Origin of the sequence: Streptomyces sp. NRRL F-525 (assembly GCF_000716605.1) — a bacterium.
GTDB lineage: Bacteria > Actinomycetota > Actinomycetes > Streptomycetales > Streptomycetaceae > Streptomyces.
Window position 1 is genome coordinate 83729 of sequence record NZ_JNXE01000020.1, and the last position, 22036, is coordinate 105764.

The 22036-nt window shown below is 72.3% G+C and carries 1 pseudogene; it reads left to right on the forward strand.

From position 1 onward, the window contains the following. Positions 1-128 precede the first annotated feature (128 nt). Positions 129-22009 (forward strand): annotated as a pseudogene (locus OO69_RS48910) (non-ribosomal peptide synthase/polyketide synthase). The last annotated feature ends 27 nt before the right edge of the window (positions 22010-22036 follow it).

Consider the following 22036-nt stretch of genomic DNA (forward strand, 5'->3'; position numbering starts at 1 on the left):
CTCAGCGGCTGTGACGTGGACCTGTGGTTCCGGGGTGGGTCTATCAAGTAAGGCAATGCTTACCTTACTATGCGAGCGGTCGCGGCTCCGCTGAGCCGTTCCACACGCATTGGGAGGCACGGGCAGCTGTGGCGGGCAACACGCTTTCTTCCGCACGGTCAACGGAGACGAACGACTTCTGGCGACGGCGGTTCGCGTCACCGGTACCTGAGACGTCCCTGCCGCTGGACTTTCCCCGTCCGCCGCGCCAGGACGGCACGGCGCCCCGCGCGCGACGCGCGACCCCCCTCGCCGTGACGGCCGACGAGGCCACCCAACTCACCGCCTTCGTCGCCCTGTTGCACCGCTACGGCGGCACCACGGCCACCGAGACGGCGGTAGCCCACGAGGGCCTCCCGCTCCGCGTCACGATCGACGGCGACACCCCGTTCGCCCAACTCCGCGACCAGATCGCGGCCGTTCGCGAGGAGGCCGCGGCCCACCACCTCCCGACCGCCGATCTGCTACGGCTCCTCGCCCCCGAACCCTTCCGTGGCGGCGGCCTGTTGTGCGCCACGGGCTTCGGTCCCGCACCCTGGGACGAGACCGGCCCCTTGGACCTGGCGCTCACCGTGGCCGACGGCGAGGTGTCGGCGGACTACCGCACCGACCTCTTCTCGCCCGCCACGGTCGACCTGATCCTCGGCCACTACGGCACCCTCCTCACCGACGCCGTCGCCCGCCCGGACACCCCGGTCGCCGACCTCGAACTCCTCGGCGAGGACGAACGGCACCGCATCCTGCACGGCTGGAACGACACCGAGCACGACGTCCCCGCGCTCACCTGGCCCCGCATGTTCGCCGACCAGGTCGCCGCCCGCCCCGACGAGATCGCCCTCATCCACGAGGACGTCCGCCTCACCTACGCCGAACTCGACGCCCGGGCAGCCAAGTTGGCGCACGCCCTGGTGGCCCGGGGCGCCGGACCCGAGCAGGTCGTCGCGCTCGCCGTACCGCGCTCGGCCGACATGATCGTCGCCGAGGTCGCCGTCCTGAAGTCGGGCGCCGCCTATCTCCCGGTCGACACCGACTACCCGGCCGACCGCATCGCGTACATGCTCGACGACGCCCGCCCGGTCTGCCTCGTCACCACCGCCGAGATCGCCCCCGACCTCCCGCCGGACCTCGACCCGCTGGTGCTCGACGTCCCGGAGACGGTCGCCGAGCTGGCCGCGTACCCGGCCCAAGGCCCGTCCACCGCCGACGAGTTGACGACCGCGCACGCGGCCTACGTGATCTACACCTCCGGTTCCACCGGCCGCCCCAAGGGCACGGTCCTCTCCCACGGGGGCGTCGCGAAACTCGTCGCCACCCAGCGGGAACGCTTCGGCATCGGCCCGCACAGCCGGGTCCTGCAGTTCGCCTCGCCCAGCTTCGACGTCGCGTTCTGGGACCTGTGCCTCGGCCTCCTCTCCGGCGGCCGTCTGGTCGTCGTCCCCGCCGACCGCCGCGTCCCCGGCGCCCCGCTCGCGGACTACGCGAACGAGCACGGCATCACCTTCATGATCCTGCCGCCCGCGCTCCTCGCCGCCATGCCCGAGGACGTCCAACTCCCGCCCCAGGCAACCCTCCTGGCGGGCACGGAACGCGTCTCGCCCGAGCTGGTCGGCCGCTACGCGCGCGGCCGGATGATGTTCAACGCCTACGGCCCGACCGAGGCCACCACCAACTCCACCCTCGGCCTGTGCGACCCGGACACCCCGCCCGGCACCATCGTGCCCATCGGCATCCCCGACCCAGGCACCCGCGCCTACGTCCTCGACGACCGCCTGCGCCCGGTCCCCGCCGGTGTCACGGGAGAGCTCTACCTCGGCGGCGCAGGCCTGGCCCGCGGCTACCTCGGCCGCCCCGCCCTCACCGCCGAACGCTTCGTCGCCGCCCCCACCGACATGACCGCCGCACCCGGCGAACGCCTTTACCGCACAGGTGACTTGGTCCGCTGGAAGACGGACGGCCGACTGGAGTTCCACGGCCGCGTCGACACCCAGGTCAAGATCCGCGGCTTCCGCATCGAACCCGGCGAGATCGAATCCGTCCTGCGCTCCCACCCGTCCGTCGACCAGGCCGCCGTCGTCGTCCGCGAGGACCGCCCCGGCGAACGCCGCCTCGCCGCCTACGTAGTGCCCTCGCTGGACGCCGAGCCGAGCCCCGACGAGGGGGTGGCCGAGTGGAAGGACCTGCACGAACTCCTTTACTCCGCCGCCGGATCGGACGGCTTCGAGGAGAACTTCGCGGGCTGGAACAGCATGTACGACGGCCTGCCCATCCCCCTCGCCGACATGCGCGAGTGGCGCGAGGCCACCCTCGACCGCATCCGCGCGCTACGACCCCGGCGCATCCTGGAAATCGGCGTCGGCAGCGGCCTGTTGCTGTCCCGGCTCGCCCCGGACTGCGCCGAGTACTGGGGCACCGACCTCTCCGAGGAAGCCGTACGCGCCCTGGACGCCCAGGTGTCCGTTGTCCCCGAACTCGCCGACCGCGTCACCCTGTTGGCGCGCCCCGCGCACGACCTCACCGGTCTGCCCGAGGGCCACTTCGACACGGTCGTCGTGAACTCCGTCATCCAGTACTTCCCCGGTGGGGACTACCTGACGGGCGTACTCCAGAACGCGGCCGCCCTTCTCGCCCCCGGCGGCGCGGTGTTCGTCGGCGATGTACGCAACCTGCGACTGCTCCGCACCCTGAGCGCGGCCGTCGAGAGCGGACGGGCACGGGACGAGGCGGACGACGACAAGGAAGCCCTGCGCGCCGCCGTGGACCGCGCGGTCGCCTGGGAGGGCGAACTCCTCGTCGACCCCGACTACTTCACGAGCCTCGACGGACTCAGCGCCGACATCCGCGTCAAGCGCGGCACGCACCACAACGAACTGACCCGGTACCGCTACGACGTTGTGCTCAGGCCGCAGGCGGATACGGCCGAGGAGACACCCGAGTCGCCCTGGCCCGCGCTCGGGTCGGTCCAGGCGCTGGACGAGCTGCTCGCGGGACGCCCGGACCGGTCGAGGATCACCGGTATCCCCAACTCCCGTCTGGCCGACGACCTCGCCGCGCTCGGCACCCTCGACGACAGCAGCAGGCCGGCCGCCGGATCGTACGGTGTGGATCCCGAGGCCCTGTACGAGATCGCCGCGCGGCACGGTTACGAGGTGGCGCTGACCTGGAACGGGGGTGCGGAGGACGGCAGTTTGGACGCCGTGTTCGCACCCGAGGCGGACGGGCAGGCGCTGGTCCGGTACCGCCCGGGCGGCGGCCACCCGCTCACCAACCACCCCGCGCCCTTCCGCAACGTCAACGCCCTGATGTCGACCCTGCGGACACACGCCACCGAGTATCTGCCCGACTACATGGTCCCGGCCGCGTTCGTCCCGCTGGACCGGCTGCCCGTCACCCCGAGCGGCAAGCTGGACGTCGCCGCGCTGCCCGTCCCGGACCTCACCCGCCTGCTGAGCGCGGGCCGCGCGCCCGAGACGGCCCGCGAGCAACTGCTGTGCGACCTGTACGCACGGGCCCTCAAGGTGCCCTCGGTCGGCGTCGACGACGACTTCTTCGCGCTCGGCGGCGACAGCATCGTGGCCGTCCAACTCCTCATCCTGGCCCGCCGCGCAGGCCTGGAACTCACCCCGCGCGACGTCTTCCGCCACCGTACGGTCGCCGAACTCGCCACGGTCGCCCGCACGGGTACGACCGACGATGACGACACCACCCCCTGGCAGACCTTGAGCGAGGTGCAACTCGCCTTCGTGCAGGGCGAGTTCCCCGTCGCCGTCGAGGAGGTGCTGCCCCTCGGCCCGCTCCAGGAAGGCTTCTTCTTCCACGCGCTCGTCGACGGCGCCGAACTAGACGCGTATGTCGTCCAACAGGTCATCGAGCTGTCCGGACCGGTCGACGGCACCCTGCTCCGCGAGGCCGCCCAACGACTCATCGACCGGCACGCCCCGCTGCGCGCCTGCTTCCGCCAGACACCCGACGGCCGCCCGGTCCAGCTCATCGCCACCGGTCTCGAACTGCCGTGGCGCGAGGTCGACTTGGCCACGCAGGACGACACCGCGGTCCGCCGCGCCCTCGCCGAGGCCGTCGCCGCCGACGAACGCGCCCAGCGCTTCGACCTCGCCCGCCCGCCGCTGATCCGCTGCGCGCTCATCCGCTTCGGCGAGGACCGCAGCCGCCTAGTCCTGACGTTCCATCACATCGTCGCGGACGGCTGGTCCTTGCCGGTCCTCCACCGCGAACTCCTCGCCCTCTACGGCGAGAACCCGACCCCGCTCCCCGAAGTCGCCCCGTACCGCGGCTACCTCCGCCGCATCGCCGGCGCCGATCGCGAGGCGGCCCGAGCCGCTTGGAGCACCGCGCTCGCCGGGGTCGACGAGCCGACCCGGCTGGTGGAGACCCCGGCGCCCGCCGGACCCGTCGAACCCGCCCAGATCCGCGTGGAGTTGAGCGAGCGGGTCACCTCACGGCTCGCCGCCCGTGCCCGCGAACGCGGAGTCACCCTCGGCACGCTCGTCCAGGGCGCCTGGGGTCTGCTCGTCGGCCGTATGACGGGCCGCGAGGACGTGCTGTTCGGCACCACGGTCGCCGGACGTGACGCCGCTGTCGACGGCATCGAGTCGATGATCGGCCTGTTCATCAACACCCTGCCCACGCGCCTGCGTTGGGCTCCGGGCGACACCCTGGGCACGCTCCTCGACCGGCTCCAGGACGAGCAGAGCGCACTCCTCGATCACCAGCACCTCGGCCTCGCCGACATCCAGCGCGCCACCGGGCACGCGGGCGACGGTGAACTCTTCGACACCCTCGTGGTGTTCGAGAACTACCCCGGCGGCGAGGGCGCCCCGGGCATCACCGACCCCACCGGCACGATCGCCGTCGCCGGACACGCCTTCCACGACGCCGTGCACTACCCGCTGGCCCTCATCGTCAAGCCCGGCCGCCGCCTCGACCTGCGCCTCAAGCACCACGCCCGACGCCTCGACGCCGACGCCGTGCAGTCCCTCGCCGACCGGCTCACCCTCATCCTGCACGCGCTGGCGGACGACCCCGGAGTCCGCGTCGCGGACCTCGACCTGCTGACTCCGGAGGAGCTGGCGGACGCGCATCCGGCGGGGGAGACCCGGCCGGTTCCGGCGACCACGCTCGCCGCCGCGTTCGCCGCGCAGGTCGCGCGTACTCCGGACGCGACGGCTGTCGTCTTCGACGGTACGACCACGCTCACCTACGCCGAACTGGACGCGCGAGCCACGGAGTTGGCCGCGAGGCTGCGGGCCAAGGGCGAAGGCCGGGAGCGGTTCGTCGCCGTCGCCGTACCCCGCTCGGCGGAGCTGATGGTGGCGCTGCTGGGTGTCCTGAAGTCAGGCGCGGCGTATCTGCCCCTCGACCTGGACTACCCGGCCGAACGGCTTGCGTACATGCTGGCCGACTCGGGGGCGACGACGGTCGTCACGACGGAACGGGACGCGCACCGGCTGCCGTCGGTCGACGGCCTGGACGTTGTGCAGGTGAAGGGAGAAGGCACACCGACCGCCGAACTTCCGGACCCCGCCCGCCCCGACGACCCCGCCTACCTCATCTACACCTCCGGCTCCACCGGCCGCCCCAAGGGTGTAGTCGTCACCCACCGCGCCATCGGCAACCGCCTGGCCTGGATGCAGGACGAGTACGAACTCACCCCCGAAGACAGGGTGTTGCAGAAGACCCCGTCCAGCTTCGACGTGAGCGTCTGGGAGTTCTTCTGGGCCCTGCGCGAGGGCGCCGCCGTAGTCCTCGCCGCCCCCGATGGACACCGCGACCCCGCCTACCTGTCCCGCCTGATCCGGTCCGAGGGCATCACGACGATGCACTTCGTGCCGTCGATGCTGGAGGCGTTCCTCGCCTCCGACGAGGTCACCGCCGACCCGGCGTGGGCGGGCAGCCTGCGCCGCGTCTTCAGCAGCGGCGAGGCCCTGTCCGGATCCGCCGCCCACCGCTGGCACGAACTGACCGGCGTTCCGCTGCACAACCTCTACGGCCCCACCGAGGCTGCCGTAGACGTGACTTACCACGCCTACGACGGCGCGCCCGACACCACCGTGCCCATCGGCCGCCCCGTGCGGAACACCGGCCTGCGCGTCCTCGACTCCTGCCTGCGCCCGGTCCCCGACGGCGTGCCCGGCGAGCTGTACCTGACCGGCGTCCAGCTGGCCCGCGGCTACCACCGGCGCCCCGCGCTCACCGCCGACCGCTTCGTCGCCGACCCGTACGCCACCGAACCCGGCGCCCGCATGTACCGCACCGGCGACCTGGTACGCCGCCGCCCCGACGGCACGATCGACTACCTCGGCCGCACCGACCGCCAGGTCAAACTCCGCGGCAACCGCGTCGAACTCGGCGAGATCGAGGCCGAGTTGACCCGACTCCCCACCGTGGCCCGGGGCGCCGTCGTCATCCGCGACCAGCGTCTCGTCGCCTACGCGGTGCCGGCATCCGGAGCCACGCTCGACCCGGCCGCCCTGCGCGCCGCCCTCGCGGACGCGCTGCCCGCACCCCTGGTCCCGGAGGCGTACGTCGTCCTCGCGGACCTCCCCCTGACCCCGAGCGGCAAGCTGGACCAGGCCGCGCTGCCCGCCCCCGAGGCCGAGCGCGCCGAACGCCGGGAGCCCGCAGGGCCGTTGGAGCAACAGCTCACCGACATCTTCGCGGCCGTCCTCGGCATCGAGGACGCCGGACCGGACGACGACTTCTTCCGGCTCGGCGGCGACAGCATCAGCTCCATCGGGGTCGCCAGCCGGGCCCGCGCGGCCGGCCTGGACCTGAGCCCGCGCGACGTGTTCACCCACCGCACCCCGGCCGCCCTCGCGACGGCTGCCGGCATCGCAACGGCCGCTCCGAGCATCCGAGTTGAGGCCTTCGCCCTCACGGAAGCCGAGCACGCCCGCGTCCGTGCCGTCGCCGCCCCGGCGGAGGTCGCCGACGTCTGGCCGCTGGCCCCCCTCCAGGAGGGCCTGTTCTTCCACTCGGCGTACGACGAGGGCGCGTTGGACGTCTACACCGTCCACGAGACCTTCGACTTCGCGACCCGCCTCGACACCACCCGGCTGCGCGCCGCCGTCCGCACCCTCCTCGACCGCAACCCCGGCCTGCGCGCGGGCTTCACCAGCGACGGCCTCGACCAGCCGGTGCAGTTCATCGTCGAGGACCCGGAGATCCCCCTCGAAGAGGTCGACCTCTCCCTCCTCCCCGCCGCCGAACAGGACGTACTCCTCAGGGAGTTGACGGACGCCGAACGCAACCGCCGCTTCGACCTCTCCGCACCCCCGCTCTTCCGCCTCCTCCTGCTCCGCCTCGGCGCGGAACGCGGCGACCGCCTCGTCATCGGCCGCCACCTGATCCTCTGGGACGGCTGGTCGGCCTGGCTCTTCCTCGACGAGCTGTTCGCGCTCTACGAGACGGGCGGCGACGCCAACGCCCTTCCCGCCCCCGGCAGTTACCGCGACTACCTCACCTGGCTCGAGGAGCAGGACGACTCGGTCGCCGCGGCAGCCTGGCGCACCGCGCTCGCCGGTCTCGACGAGCCGACGCTGCTCGCGCCCACCGCCACCGACGGCCTCGAACCGGTCATCCCCGACCAACTCGACGTACGCCTGTCCGCCGAACTCGGCGACCGGCTCCGTGAGTTGGCCCCGGCCCACGGCCTGACCCTCAACACGATCCTCAACGCGGCCTGGGGACTCACCCTCGCCTCCGCGACCGGCCGCGCCGACGTCGTGTTCGGTACGACGGTCGCCGGCCGTCCCAGCGAGGTCCCGGACGTCGGCAACATCATCGGCCTGTTCCTCAACACGGTCCCGACCCGCATCGCCCTCGACCCCGCCGAGCCGGTCCTCGACCTGCTCCGCCGCATCCAGGGCGAACGCCTCGATCTCATGCCCTACGAGCACTTGAGCCTCGGCGTGCTCCAGGCGGAGACCGGCCACCGCAAGCTCTTCGACACGCTGTTCGTGCTGCGGAACAACGACACCGAGGAACGGTTGGCGGACCTGAGGACCCGGCACGGCGCCACGGCCGTCGCCAACGTCGACGCCACGCACTACCCGGCCAACCTGGTCATCACCCCGGGCCGCGAGATCGCCGTCACCCTCACCCACCGCCCCGACCTCGTCCCAACCGACCGCGCCCAAGCCCTCCTTGACCGCTTCGCCCTGCTCGTCGACCGCCTCACCGCCGACCTCACGGCCCCGGTCGGCTCCCTCGACCCGCTCCTGCCCGCCGAACACGCGGCGCTACGACGGGAGTCGGCGGCCAGCCGTGTCCCCGACCCCGAGGACACCATCGCCGACCTGCTGGCCGCGCAGGCGGAACGCACCCCGGACGAGCGGGCCCTCGTCTTCGGCGAGCGCAGCATGACGTACGCCGAACTCGACGCCGCCGTAAACCGGTTGGCCCGGCTGCTGATCGACCGGGGCGCGGGCCCCGAGCAGGTCGTCGCCCTCGCCCTGCCGCGCTCCCTCGACATGGTGGTCGCGCTCTTCGCGGTCCTGCGCACCGGATCGGCCTACCTGCCACTGGAGTTGGACCACCCGGCCGACCGCCTCTCCCTGATGCTGGCCGACGCCCGCCCGCTGCTCCTGCTCAGCACCTCGGCCGTATCGGCCACGCTGGACGGCGAGATGACCCGGGTCCTGCTCGACACTCCTGAGATTAAGGGGGAGTTGACGGCCCAGTCGGACGCTCCGGTACGCCTCCGCTTCAGCCTCGAACACCCTGCCTACGTCATCTACACCTCCGGTTCCACCGGCCGCCCCAAGGGCGTCGTCACCCCCTACCGGGGTCTGACGAACATGCAGTTGAACCACCAGAAGGAGATCTTCGAACCCGCCATCGCCTCCGCCGGCGGGCGGCGCCTGCGCATCGCGCACACCGTGTCCTTCGCCTTCGACATGTCGTGGGAGGAGCTGCTGTGGCTCGTCGAGGGCCACGAAGTGCACGTCTGCGACGAGGAGTTGAGGCGTGACGCCGAGGCGCTGGTCGCGTACTGCGAACGCCACCGCGTCGACGTTGTCAACGTCACCCCCACCTACGCCCGACTCCTCATCGAGCAGGGCCTGTTGGAGGGCCACGTCCCGCCGCTGGTGCTGCTCGGCGGCGAGGCCGTACCCGAGACGGTGTGGACGGCACTCCGCGACACCGAGGGGACCTACGGCTACAACCTGTACGGGCCGACCGAGTACACCATCAACACCCTCGGCGGCGGCACTCTCGACAGCGACACCCCCACCGTCGGCAAGCCCATCCGCGGTACCCGCGCCCACATCCTCGACGCCTGGCTGCGCCCGGTGCCCGACGGTGTCCCCGGCGAGCTGTACATCGCCGGAATCGGCCTGGCCCGCGGCTACTTGGACCGTCCCGCGCTGACCGCCGAACGCTTCGTCGCCGACCCGTTCGGCGAACCCGGCGAGCGCATGTACCGCACCGGCGACCTGGTCCGCCGCAACCCCGACGGCAACCTCGACTTCCTCGGCCGCACCGACGACCAGGTCAAGATCCGCGGCTACCGCATCGAACCCGGCGAGATCGAAACCGCCCTCAGCCGCCACCCGTTGGTCGCCCAGGCAGCCGTCGTCGTCCGCGACGAACGCCTCGTCGGCTACGTCGTCCCCTCCGGCGCCGACTCCGCCGAACGCACCGCCGCCGAGGCCGCGCAGGTGGGGGAGTGGCAGGAGATCTACTCCGACGAGTACGAGGAGATCGGCACCGCCGTCTTCACCGAGCAGTACGACGGCTGGGACAGCTCCTACGACGGACAGCCCATCCCCTTCGAGGAGATGCACGAGTGGCGCGAGGCCACCCTCGCCCGCATCGGCGCCCTCAAGCCCCGCCGCATCCTCGAAATCGGCGTCGGATCAGGCCTGTTGCTGTCCCGGCTCGCCCCCGACGCGGAGGCGTACTGGGCAACTGACTTCGCCGCGCCCGTCATCCGCAAGATCGGTGAGGAGGTACGGCGCGACCCGGCCCTCGCCTCCAAGGTCGAACTGCGCTGCCGCCCGGCCGAGGACCTGAGCGGTCTGCCGTTCGCCTACTTCGACACGATCGTCATCAACTCCGTCATCCAGTATTTCCCGAGCATCGACCACCTGACCGCCGTCCTGCACGGCGCCATGGAGCTACTCGCGCCCGGTGGCGCCCTGTTCGTCGGCGACGTCCGCAACCTGCGCCTCGCCGGCACCTTCCACACCGAGATCCAGCGTACCCGGGGCACCGCCGAGGCGGACCTGGAGCGCGCGGTGGAACGCGGCCTGCGCCTGGAGAAGGAACTCCTCGTAGACCCCGACTACTTCACCACCCTCGGCTACGGCGTCGACCTGCGCACCAAGCGCGCCCAGCACCACAACGAACTGTCCCGCCACCGCTACGACGTCGTCCTCTACGCCGACGAGCCGGACGTCCGCCTGGACAACGCCCCGTCCGTCGACTGGGCCACCGGCAACACCATCGGCGAACTCCTGCGCGGCGACTGGTCGTCGGCCGAGGCGATCGGCCAACTCCTCGCCGGCAACTGGTCCGCGACCGGCGCCACCGCCGAACGCCCTCGCGGCGAACGCCCCGAGGCCCTCCGCTTCACCGGCATCCCCGACGGCCGTACGTCCGAGACGGGCGTCGACCCCGAGCACCTGCACGAACTCGGTACGGCGGCCGGATACCGGGTGCTGACGACCTGGTCGGGGGAGACAGGGACCTATGACGCCGTCTTCCTGAAGTCGGACGAACTACGCCTGACCGGCGGCCTGTTCCGCCCCGGCGGCGGCACCCACCCCTACGCCAACGACCCCACCGCCGCCCGCGAGGCGAGCGCGCTGGTGCGGCGGCTGCGCGATGACCTGGGCCGTGAACTGCCCGACTACATGGTCCCGTCCGCCTTCGTCACCGTCGACGGCCTGCCCATGAACGCCAACGGCAAGCTCGACGTCCGCGCCCTGCCCGACGCCGAACCCGCCGTCGCCCTCGGCGGCGGACGCGGCCCGCGCACCCCGCAGGAAGAGGTGCTCTGCCGCCTGTTCGCCGAGGTGTTGGGCCTGCCCGAAGTCGGGGCGGAGGACAACTTCTTTGACCTGGGCGGTCATTCACTCCTCGCCACCCGACTGGTCAGCCGCGCCCGCACTGAACTGGGCGCCGAACTCGCCATCCGCGACCTCTTCGAGGCTCCCACCCCCGCCCTGCTCGCGGGCCGCGCCGACCAGGCGAGCCCGGCCCGCCCGGCGGTCACCCCGGTCGCCGAACGGCCCGACCGCATCCCACTGTCGGCCGCCCAGCGACGGCTGTTGCTGGTCGAGGAGATCACCGGCAGCGGCGTCGCCTACAACTTCCCGCTGGTCATCCGGCTGCGCGGCACCGTCGACACCGATGCGCTGACTGCCGCCCTGCGCGATGTGGCCGGCCGCCACGAGGCACTGCGGACGGTCTTCCCGACGCATGAGGGCGAGCCGTACCAGAGGATCGTCCCGGCTGAAGAAGTGACCGTGGCCTGCACGGTCCTCGACTGCGCCGAGGACGAGCTGCCCGCGCTGATCGAGTCCGCCCAGCGCCGCCCCTTCGACCTGACCACCGAACTCCCGTTGCGCTGCGAGGTGTTCAGGCTCGGCCCGGACGAGCATGTCGTCGCCGTCGTCCTGCACCACATCACCACCGACGAGTGGTCCGACCGCCCCTTCCTCGCCGACCTCGACACCGCCTACGCGGCCCGCCGCGAGGGACACGCACCCGAGTGGGCACCGCTGCCGGTGCAGTATGCCGACTACACCCTCTGGCAGGACGACCTCCTCGCCCGCACCGGCGAGGCCCAACTCGCCCACTGGGAAGACGCGTTGCGGGGCGTGCCCGACGAACTCGCCCTGCCCGCCGACCGACCGCGCCCCGCCGAGCCGACCGGCCACGGCGGCAAGGTCCGCCTGGAACTCCCCACCGCCACCGGCCACGCCCTGCGCGACCTCTCCGCCGCCACCGGCACCAGCATGTTCATGCTGTTCCAGGCCGCCACGGCCGCTCTGTTGAACCGGCTCGGTGCGGGCGACGACATCCCGCTCGGCGCCCCCATCGCGGGCCGCACCGACGAGGCCCTCGCCGACCTGGTGGGCTTCTTCGTCAATACGCTCGTGCTGCGGACGGACGTGTCCGGCGACGAGCTGACCTTCCGCGAACTCCTGGGCCGGGTAAGGGAGTCGTCCCTCGCCGCCTTCGAGTACCAGGACCTGCCCTTCGACCGGGTCGTCGAGGCCCTCAACCCGCCCCGCGTGGCCGGCCGCAACCCGCTCTTCCAGGTCATGCTCGGCTACCACCACCGCCCCGACGGCGACCCGGACGTACTCGGCCTCGCGACCGAGTGGTTCGACATGGACACCGGCATGGCGAAGTTCGACCTGCACTTCACCTTCGTCGACGAGACGGGCAGCGACCGGGTAGTCCTGCTCCTGGAATACGCGACCGACCTCTTCGACCACGGCACCGTAGAGCGAATCGCCGGTCGCATGGCCCGCCTCCTGGACCACGCGGCAACCCAACCCGACAGCGCCGTAAGGGACTTCGACCTCCTGACGGACGCCGAACGCGTGCTGGTCCTGGGGGAGTGGAACACCACCGACCACCCGGTCCCGGCCACCACCCTCCCGGAACTCTTCCGCGCCCAGGCCGCCCGCACCCCCGACGCCACAGCCCTCGTCTTCGAAGGGCAGTCGCTGACGTACGCGGAGCTGGACGCCCAAGTGGAGCGAACAGCACGGGTGTTGGCGGCGCTGGGCGCGCGCCCCGAGCAGACCGTGGCCGTATCCCTCCCGCGCTCACTCGAACTCGTCGTCGCCCTCCTCGCCGTCCACCGAGCCGGAGCCGCCTACCTCCCGCTCGACCCCGACTACCCGGAGGACCGCCTCGCCCTCATGGTCGAGGATGCCCGCCCGGTGTACGTCATCCGCGACACCCTGCCGACCGGTTCCGAGGGCCAACTCCCCACGTCCTACGACCCGTCGAGCCCGGCCTACGTCATCTACACCTCGGGCTCCACCGGCCGCCCCAAGGGCGTCGTCGTCCCGCACGAGGGCATCGTCAACCGGCTGCTCTGGATGCAGGACGCGTACGGTCTGACGGCAGCCGACCGGGTGCTGCAGAAGACGCCGTCCAGCTTCGACGTGTCGGTGTGGGAGTTCTTCTGGCCGCTGATCACCGGCGCCGCGTTGGTCGTCGCCCGCCCCGAGGGCCACCGCGACCCGGCCTACTTGGCCGGCCTGATCCGCGAACAGGCCGTCACCACCGTCCACTTCGTGCCCTCCATGCTCCAACTCTTCCTGGAGGAACCGGCCGCAGCCGACTGCACCGGCCTGCGCCGAGTGATGTGCAGCGGCGAGGCCCTGCCCGTCGCCGTCACCCACCGGTTCCATGACGTCCTGACCACCGCCGAACTCCACAACCTCTACGGCCCGACCGAGGCGTCGGTCGACGTGACGGCCGTGGAGATCGGCCCCGACGCGACGAGCGTCCCGATCGGCCGCCCGGTGTGGAACACCCGCACCTACGTCCTCGACGCGGGTCTGCGTCCCGTACCGCCGGGCGTCCCGGGCGAGTTGTACCTCGCGGGCATCCAGCTCGCACGCGGCTACCTCGACCGGCCCGGCCTGACCGCCGAGCGGTTCGTCGCCGACCCGTACGGCGCCCCGGGCGCCCGGATGTACCGCACCGGCGACCTGGCCCGCTGGAACGCCGACGGGACCATCGAGTACCTGGGCCGCACCGACGACCAGGTGAAGGTTCGCGGCTTCCGCGTCGAACCTGGCGAGATCGAGGGCGTGTTGACCGCCCACCAGTCCGTCGCCCAAGCGGTCGTGGTGGTCCGGGAGCAGCGCCTCGTCGCGTATGTGGTGCCGGCCGGGGACACAGGGGCGCTCGGAGCCCACACCTCCGCCGCCCTCCCCGCCCACATGGTCCCGGCCGCCTTCGTCACCCTCGATGCGCTGCCCCTCACCCCCAACGGCAAGCTCGACCGCGCCGCCCTGCCCGCTCCCGACTTCACGAGCAACACCGGTACGGGCGTGGGCACTTCACCCCGCAACCCGCGCGAGGAGATCCTCGCCGGACTCTTCGGTGACGTCCTCGGTCTCGAACGCGTCGGCGCCGACGACGACTTCTTCACCCTCGGCGGTCACTCGCTGCTCGCCATGCGCCTGGTCAGCCGCGTGCGTACGGCACTTGGCGCCGACCTCACCGTCCGCACAGTCTTCGAGGCGTCCACGCCCGCGCTCCTCGCGGCCCGCCTCGACGACCGGGCCGGTGGCCTGCCCGCCCTCGTCCCGGCCGACCGACCCGGCGAACTCCCGCTCTCCTACGCCCAACAGCGACTGTGGCTGCTGCACCGCATCGAGGGCCCGGGAGGCACCTACAACATCCCGGCCGCCTGGCGTCTCAGCGGCACACTCGACCGGGATGCCCTGTCCGCCGCCCTGAACGACCTCGCCGTACGACACGAAAGCCTGCGCACGGTCTTCCCCGAGCGGGACGGCCGCCCCCACCAGGTCGTGCTGAGCGAGGCCTCCGTGCCCCTCCACCACAGCCGCGTCACGGAGACCGAACTGGCGGCCGGGCTCGCGGAGACCGCCGCGTGCGGCTTCGACATCGACCGCGAACTTCCGCTGCGGGCCCATGTGTTCGAGGTGAGCGAGGACGAACACGTCCTGCTGCTGGTGCTGCACCACATCGCCGGCGACCAGTGGTCCGACGGCCCGCTGTGGCGAGACCTGGCCACCGCGTACGAGGCCCGCTGTGAGGGACGGGCGCCCGAGTGGGCACCGCTGCCGGTGCAGTACGCGACCCCGACGACCCGGACAGCCGACAGTCCCGCCAACTGGCTTACTGGCAAACCGCCTTGGCGGGCCTGCCGGACGAGCTCGCGTTGCCCACCGACCGCCCCCGCCCGCTGGAGAGCAGCCATCAGGGTGGCGCGGTCGGACTGATCCTCGACCCTGAACAGACCCGACAGCTGCGCGCGTTGGCCCGTCGCCACGGCGTCAGTATGTTCATGGTCACCCAGGCCGCCGTCGCCGCGCTGCTGCACCGGCTCGGCGCCGGGGACGACATCCCGCTCGGCGCACCCATCTCCGGTCGGGGCGACGAACACCTCGAAGACCTGGTCGGCTTCTTCGTCAACACCCTTGTCCTGCGCACCGATCTGTCCGGCGACCCCACGTTCGCCGAGCTGCTCAGCCGCGTCCGGGACACAGACCTCGCCGCCTACGAACACCAGGAGCTGCCCTTCGAGCGGCTGGTCGAGGCGATCAACCCGACCCGCTCACTGGCCCGGCACCCGCTGTTCCAGGTGATGGTCGTCCACCTCGACGACGAGGGCGCCACCCCCGCCCTGCCCGGCCTGACCGCCCGGCGTGAGGAACTCGGCCAGCAGGGTGCCAAGTTCGACCTGAGCTTCGACTTCGTCGAGCGGGGCGAGGACGGCATGCGGTGCTGGATCGAGTACAGCGCCGACCTCTTCGACGAGTCGACCGCCGAACTCCTCGCCCAGCGGCTTGAGTTGCTGCTCGCTCAGGTCGCCACGGACCCCGACCGCCGCATCGGCGCACTCGACGTCCTGCGCGACGACGAACGCGCCCTCGTCCTCACCGACTGGAACAGCACCACCCGGACCGTCCCGGACCTCACCCTCCCGGAACTCTTCCGCGCCCAGGTCGCCCGTACCCCCGAGGCCACGGCGGTCGTCTTCGAGGACACCGCCCTCACCTACGCCGAACTCGACCTGCGCGTAGAGCAGTTGGCACACACACTTGCCGCGCAGGGAGCCCAGGCCGAGGCGCTCGTCGCCGTCGCCCTGCCCCGCTCCCTCGCCCTCGTGGTGTCCCTCCTCGCGGTCCACCGCGCGGGCGCCGCCTATCTGCCCCTCGACACCGGCTACCCGGCGGAACGGCTCGCGTACACGCTCGCCGACGCCCGCCCGGTCTGCCTGATCACCGCCGAGGGCGTCACCCTCCCGGATATCGACGTGCCCATCCTCACGGTCGACGCGGACGGCACCCCGGACCACCCGGCGTACGCACCGCTGCCCACCGCCCACGACCCGCGTCACCCCGCCTACGTCATCTACACCTCCGGCTCCACGGGCCGCCCCAAGGGCGTCACCGTCCCCCACCAGGGCATCACCAACCGCCTGTTGTGGATGCAGGACACCTATCGCCTCGACGCCGACGACCGGGTGCTGCAGAAGACCCCGGCCGGGTTCGACGTGTCGGTGTGGGAGTTCTTCTGGCCGCTGATCACCGGCGCCACGCTCGTCGTGGCCCGCCCGGAGGGCCACCAGGACCCGACCTACCTCGCCGAACTGATCCGACGTCAGCACATCACCACGGCCCACTTCGTGCCGTCGATGCTGCGCGCCTTCCTCGACGAGCCCGGCGCCGCCCGCTGCACCGACCTGCTCCAAGTCATGTGCAGCGGCGAGGCGTTGCCCGCCCCACTGGCCGCCCGCTTCCGCCATAGCCTCCCGGGCAGCCGCCTGCACAACCTCTACGGCCCGACCGAGGCATCCGTCGACGTCACCGCCCACGAGGTTTCCGCCGACCCGGCCACCGTGCCGATCGGCCGCCCGGTGTGGAACACCCGCACCTACGTCCTCGACGCCGGACTCCGACCCGTAGCGCCCGGTGTGGCCGGCGAACTGTACCTGGCGGGCGTCCAGTTGGCGCGCGGCTACCTGGGCCGGTCCGCGCTGACCGCCGAGCGCTTCGTCGCCGACCCGTACGCCACCGAGCCCGGCGCCCGCATGTACCGCACCGGCGACCTGGCCCGCTGGACCCGGGACGGCGAGCTGGAGTACCTCGGGCGCGCCGACGACCAGGTCAAGCTGCGCGGCTTCCGCGTCGAACTCGGTGAGATCGAGAGCGTGTTGGCCGCCCACGAGAACGTCGCGCACGCCACCGTCGTCCTGCGGGACGAACGCCTCGTCGCGTACGTCGTGGCCCAGGGCACTGTGGACTCGGCCCAACTCCGCGCCCACACCGCCCAGTCGCTGCCCGACCACATGGTCCCGGCTGCCGTCGTCACCCTCGGCGCCCTCCCGCTCACCCCCAACGGCAAGCTGGACCGCCGTGCCCTGCCCGCCCCCGACTTCGCCGCCGAGGTCACCGACACCCGCCCGCGCACACCGCTGGAGGAGACCCTCTGCGCGCTCGTCGCGGACGTGCTCGGTCTCGAACGCGTCGGTGTCGAGGACGACTTCTTCTCGCTCGGCGGCGACAGCATCGTCGCCATGCAGTTGGTCGCCCGCGCCCGTGTGGCCGGGCTCACCTTCAGCCCGCGTGACGTGTTCCGCCACAAGTCGGCGGCGGGCCTCGCCACCGTGACCGCCACCACGGTCACCGCCGACCGCGACGACGACGTCACCCTGCTCGACCTCACCGCCGACGAGCGCGCCGAACTGGCCGCCCTGCCCGCCGGAACCGAGGTTCTGCCCGTCTCTCCGCTCCAGGCCGGCCTGCTCTTCCACGCCGCCCTCGACTCCGGCGACGACGGCCCGGACGTCTACACCGTCCAGGTCTCCTACGACCTCGAAGGCCCCCTGGACGCCGACCGGTTGCACAGCGCGGCCCAGTCCGTGCTCGACGCGCACGAGAACCTGCGCAGCGGCTTCCGGCACCTGTCCTCCGGACGGCCCGTGGCCGTCGTACCGCGCACGGCCGTCCTGCCCTGGCGGCAGCTCGACCTCACGGACGACCCCGAGGAGTGGGAGCGTCTGCTCGTCCAGGAGCGGCGCCGCTTCGACCCCGAACGGCCGCCGCTGCTCCGGCTGTTGCTGGCCCGGCTCGGTCCTGACCGGCACCGGCTCGTGCTCTCGCACCAGCATCTCCTGCTGGACGGCTGGTCGTTGCCGCTGCTCACCGCCGAACTGTGGGCGCGCTACGAGGGCCGTACCCCGGTCACGCCCGCCCCTTACCGCGCGCACCTGCGGCTGCTGGCCGCGCAGGACCCGGCCGTCTCCACCGCCGCGTGGGCCGAGGCTCTCGGCGGACTGGCCGAGCCGACGCGGCTCGCGCCCGTCGACCCCGACCGGGCGGCCGTCGTACCGTCCACCCACACCGTGGAGTTGGACCCGGACCGCACGGCCGAGCTGGAGGCTTTCGCGCGCCGTCAGGGCGTCACCGTCAACACCCTTGTCCAGGCCGGCTGGGGCGTGCTGCTGGGTCGGCTCACCGGCCGGGACGACGTGGTGTTCGGCGCCACCGTCGCCGGGCGCTCGCCCGAACTGCCCGGCGCCGAGTCGATGATCGGCCTGTTCATCAACACCGTCCCGGTGCGGGTGCGGGTCCGCCCGGAGGAGAGCACGGCCGCACTCCTCGACCGGCTCCAGGACGAACAGTCCCGGCTCATCGCCCACCAGCACCTCGGCCTCGCCGACATCCAGCGGACCGCCGGACTCGGCGAACTCTTCGACACGCTCGTGGTGTTCGAGTCGTACCCGGTCGCCGACGACGAAGAGGGCGGCGACGGACCGCGCGTCACCGTCCGCGACCACGAGGACTCCACCCACTACCCGTTCGCGTGGGCGGTCGAGCCCGCCGAACGGCTGCGGCTCACCGCCGAGTTCAGGCCCGACCTCTTCCAACCGGCCGTCGTACGACGGATCACGGACGCCCTGACCGCCCTGCTCACCGGCATGGCGGCCGAGCCCGACCGTCCCGTCGGCCGACTGGACCTGCTCGCTCCCGCCGAGCGGCACACCGTCCTGGAGACCTGGAACTACACCGCGCTGCCCGCGCCCACGACCGAACGGCTCGGCACCGTACCGGAGTTGTTCGTCGCCCAGGCCGCCGCCGACCCCGGCGCGGTCGCCGTCACCGACGGCCGGACGACCTGGACCTTCGCCGAACTCGACGCCCGCACCGACCGGTTGGCGCGCGTCCTCGCCGGACACGGCGTCGGACCCGAGCGGATCGTGGCCCTCGCGCTGCCCCGCACCGCCGACCACATCGCCGCGATCCTCGCCGTGATGAAGGCGGGCGCCGCCTATCTGCCCCTCGACCCGGACCTCCCCGAGTCCCGCCTGACCGGCATGCTCGCCGACGCCCGCCCGGTGCTGATCCTGGCCACGGAGGAGACGGCCGCCACGCTGCCCGCAACGACCGTCCCCGTCCTACGACTTGACGCCCCGACCGACGGACTCCCTGAGGCCGAACCCGTCGCCCCCAGTCCCGACCACCCCGCCTACGTCATCTACACCTCCGGCTCCACCGGCCGCCCCAAGGGCGTCGTCGTCACCCAGCGAGGCATCGCCAACCTCTTCCACAGCCACCGCCACGACCTGCACGAGGTCGCCAAGCGGCGCACCGGACTGCGGCGGCTGCGGGTCGGGCACGCCTGGTCGTTCTCCTTCGACGCCTCCTGGCAACCGCAGTTGTGGCTGCTGGACGGGCACGCGCTGCACATCGCCGACGACGAGACCCGCCGCGACCCCGAACTCCTCGCCGCGTTCATCCGCGACCGGGGCATCGACTTCATCGAGGTCACCCCGTCGCTCCTCGCGCAGATGGCGGACAGCGGCCTGATCGGTGACGAGGGCGACTGCCCGCTCTCCGTGGTTGGCTTCGGCGGCGAGGCCGTACCCGAGTCGCTGTGGGCACGGCTGGCCGCGCTTCAGGACACCGAGGCCTTCAACCTGTACGGCCCCACCGAGGCCACCGTCGACGCGCTCGTCGGACGGGTCCGTGACAGCGCAACTCCGGTCGTGGGACGCCCGGTTCACGAGTCCCGCGCCTACGTCCTCGACACCGCCCTGCGCCCCGTACCGCCCGGCGTGACCGGTGAGTTGTACCTGTCGGGACCGGGCCTGGCCCGCGGTTACCTCGGCCGGCCCGAACTCACCGCCGAACGCTTCGTCGCCGACCCGTACGCCACAAAGCCCGGCCGGCGCATGTACCGCACCGGAGACATGGCCCGCTGGACCGAGGACGGCCTCCTGGAGTTCGCCGGACGCACCGACGACCAGGTCAAGATCCGCGGCTACCGCATCGAACTCGCCGAGATCGAGGCCGCGTTGGACACCCACCCGGCCGTCACGCAGACCGTGGTCGTCGCCCGCGAACACCGGCCCGGCATACGGCAGTTGATCGCCTACGTCGTCGCCGACGAGGCGGACGGGACCGAACTCCGTGCCCACGCCGCCTCCGCTCTGCCCGACTACATGGTCCCGGCCGCCATGGTCGTCCTGGACCGGCTGCCGCTGCTGTCCAACGGCAAGCTCGACCGATCCGCCCTGCCCGCACCGGACTTCACCGCGCAGGGCGGCGGCCGGGCCCCTTCGAGCGACGCCGAGCGCACCCTCCGCGACCTGTTCGCGTACGCCCTCGGACTGCCCGCCGAGGCCGTCGGCACGGACGACGACTTCTTCACCTTCGGCGGCGACAGCATCGTCGCCATGCAACTCGTCGCCCGGGCACGCGCCGGTGGCCTGCGGGTCACGCCCCGGCAGGTCTTCCAGCACCGAACTGTCGCCGCCCTCGCGGCCGTTGCCGTCCCGCTCGGCAGCGACGAACGGCACGCCGTCCACGACGACGGCACCGGAACCGTCCCGCTCACCCCGATCATGCGCGGCCTGCTGGAGCGCGGTGGCCCGATCGCCGCCTACCACCAGGCGGCCCTGGTCCAGACCCCGGCCGACCTGACCGAACCCGGCCTGCTGACCGTGCTCACGGCACTCGCCGACCGGCACGACATGCTCCGGGCCCAACTCGTCCGCGAACCCGAGTGGTTGCTACGGGTACCGGCCGCACGCGACACCGACGTCAGCACCTGGCTCACCCGCGTCTACGTGCGCGGGGCGGACGACGACGCACTGCGCGCCGCCATCTCCCGCCACGCCGAGGCGGCTCGGGTCGGGCTCGACCCGGACGCCGGGGCGATGGTGCGGGCGGTCTGGTTCGACGCGGGACCCGGACAGCACGGCCGACTCCTCATCCTCGTCCACCACTTGGTGATCGACGGCGTCTCCTGGCGCGTCCTGCTGCCCGACCTGGCCAGCGCCTGGGCGGCGGTCAGGGGCGGCCGTACGCCCGAACTCGCCCCCGTGGAGCTGTCGTTCGCCCGCTGGTCCCGGCTTCTCGGGACCCGCGCGACGGACCCCGCCACCGAGGACGAACTGCCGTGGTGGACCTCCGCCCTCGCCGAGGGTGCCGAACTCCCGCTGGCCCGCCCGCTCGACCCGGCCCGGGACACGGTCGCCACCACCCGGTACGTCTCCGTGTCCCTGCCCGCCGACGTCACCGGCCCGCTGCTGAGCCGGGCTCCGGCCGCGTTCGGAGCCACCGTCAACGACGTACTGCTCACCGCGTTTGCACTGGCCGTCGGTGACTGGCGCACCCGCACCCTCGGGGCCGAACAGCAAGGCGGGCCAGTACTGGTGGACGTGGAGGGCCACGGTCGTGAGGAGCAACTCGCGGGTGACGCCGACCTGTCCCGTACGGTCGGCTGGTTCACCAGCGTCGTACCCGTGCGACTCGACCCGGGCGAGGCCGCGTTGGCGGACGCCGTCACGGACGGACCCGCGCTGGACGCGGCCCTGGCCCGGATCCGCGAGCACCTCGCCGCGCTGCCCACCGCCGGTATCGGACACGGCCTGCTACGCCACCTCAACCCGGGGACCGGCCCGCGCCTCGCCCAACTCGGCGAGCCGCAGATCGAGTTCAACTACATGGGCCGCTTCGACCGCCCGGCTGCTGCCGACTGGTCCTACGCCCCCGAGGACGACGCCGCCGACCTCGACGCCGACCCCGGCCAGCCGATTTCCCACGCCCTGACCCTCAACGCCATCACCGAAGACCGCCCGGAGGGACCGGAGTTGAGCGCCCACTGGGCGTACGCCGCCGAACTCCTCACCGAGGAGCAGGTACGGGACCTGGCCCGCACCTGGTTCCGGGTACTGGAGGCGGTCGTACGACGAGCGGCCGTACTCGACAAGCCCTGACCGAACTCCACTTGCACACCAGTCCGC